This is a genomic window from Erwinia oleae (assembly GCF_000770305.1).
In the GTDB taxonomy this organism is placed as follows: domain Bacteria; phylum Pseudomonadota; class Gammaproteobacteria; order Enterobacterales; family Enterobacteriaceae; genus Erwinia; species Erwinia oleae.
On sequence record NZ_JNVB01000180.1, the window covers coordinates 1 to 448 of the forward strand.

Consider the following 448-nt stretch of genomic DNA (forward strand, 5'->3'; position numbering starts at 1 on the left):
ATGACATAGCTTGTCTGCTGACGGCAGGCGCGCAAAACACGTTTTGCACGCCTCCGTCCAGCCCTGATTTAAAGATACTTCTTGAACGAAGCCGTGGTCACGGTCACGGCGATCCCCAGCAGGACAGCCGCCGGCAACAACAGCAGATTGGGGTAAACCGCCGTGGGCCAGGAAAGGTACAGCATGGCGGGCACCACAGCGGCCGGTTTGACCAGCTTTTTGGCATGGTGATAGACAAACGAACTTTCATACCCCGCGCCGTACCGCCGCAGATCACGCCGCCCCAGCCCCTCAACCAGCGCCACCACCACGACCAGCACAAACAGCGGCACGGAGAGCACCAGGATGGTGACGCGTACCAGGGTGATAATGCTTATCCATACCGTAGCCAGCAGATATTCACGCAGGTAGCCGGCAAGCCAGCCGCTCCAGCTGTTGATTTCCCGGG

At 59.6% G+C, this 448-nt stretch carries 1 protein-coding gene; it reads right to left on the bottom strand.

From position 1 onward, the window contains the following. Window positions 1–68: 68 nt before the first annotated feature. A partial coding sequence (locus tag GS12_RS22845; RefSeq protein WP_034951364.1) for a TIGR03747 family integrating conjugative element membrane protein occupies window positions 69–448 on the bottom strand: 380 nt, incomplete at its 5' end.